At 30.3% G+C, this 433-nt stretch carries 1 protein-coding gene; it reads right to left on the reverse strand.

The genetic code is table 11. The features are described from left to right. On the reverse strand, positions 1–433 hold a 433-nt coding region (locus tag Q1A01_RS23715), incomplete at both ends, for a hypothetical protein (RefSeq protein ID WP_299686063.1).

The raw sequence follows: 433 nt of genomic DNA on the forward strand, positions 1-433 counted from the left end.
CCATTAAAGGAAGTGATTTCATCAATTTCTGACATTGATTTTTTTGTCCAATTACTTATATAGTTTACAGCTTGATCATGAGATAATCGATGTGTTAGTATATCCTTTTGTAGTGATGAATTTAAAACAGGATACTTATTTTTATGATCTTTAATAATAGGTAGTATGTATTCTTTATTATCTAGGAACAATGTTTCTTCTGCGAGTACGGTATTAGTGTTTCTATTTACAGCCATCACTCGTATAGTAAGCTCTCCTTGTATGATACCTGGCATAAACTGTATATCAGTAACGCCTTTAATAGTTGAGAGTTCATATAAACGTTTAGTTCCTATAGGATAGTTCATTTCATTTTGATCTATCACAGTATTTAGATCTACTAGTAACCATTGATTAAGGGCATCATTTTCTATAGTTGTTTGTGAATCTATAG

Origin of the sequence: uncultured Dokdonia sp. (assembly GCF_947492815.1) — a bacterium.
GTDB lineage: Bacteria > Bacteroidota > Bacteroidia > Flavobacteriales > Flavobacteriaceae > Dokdonia.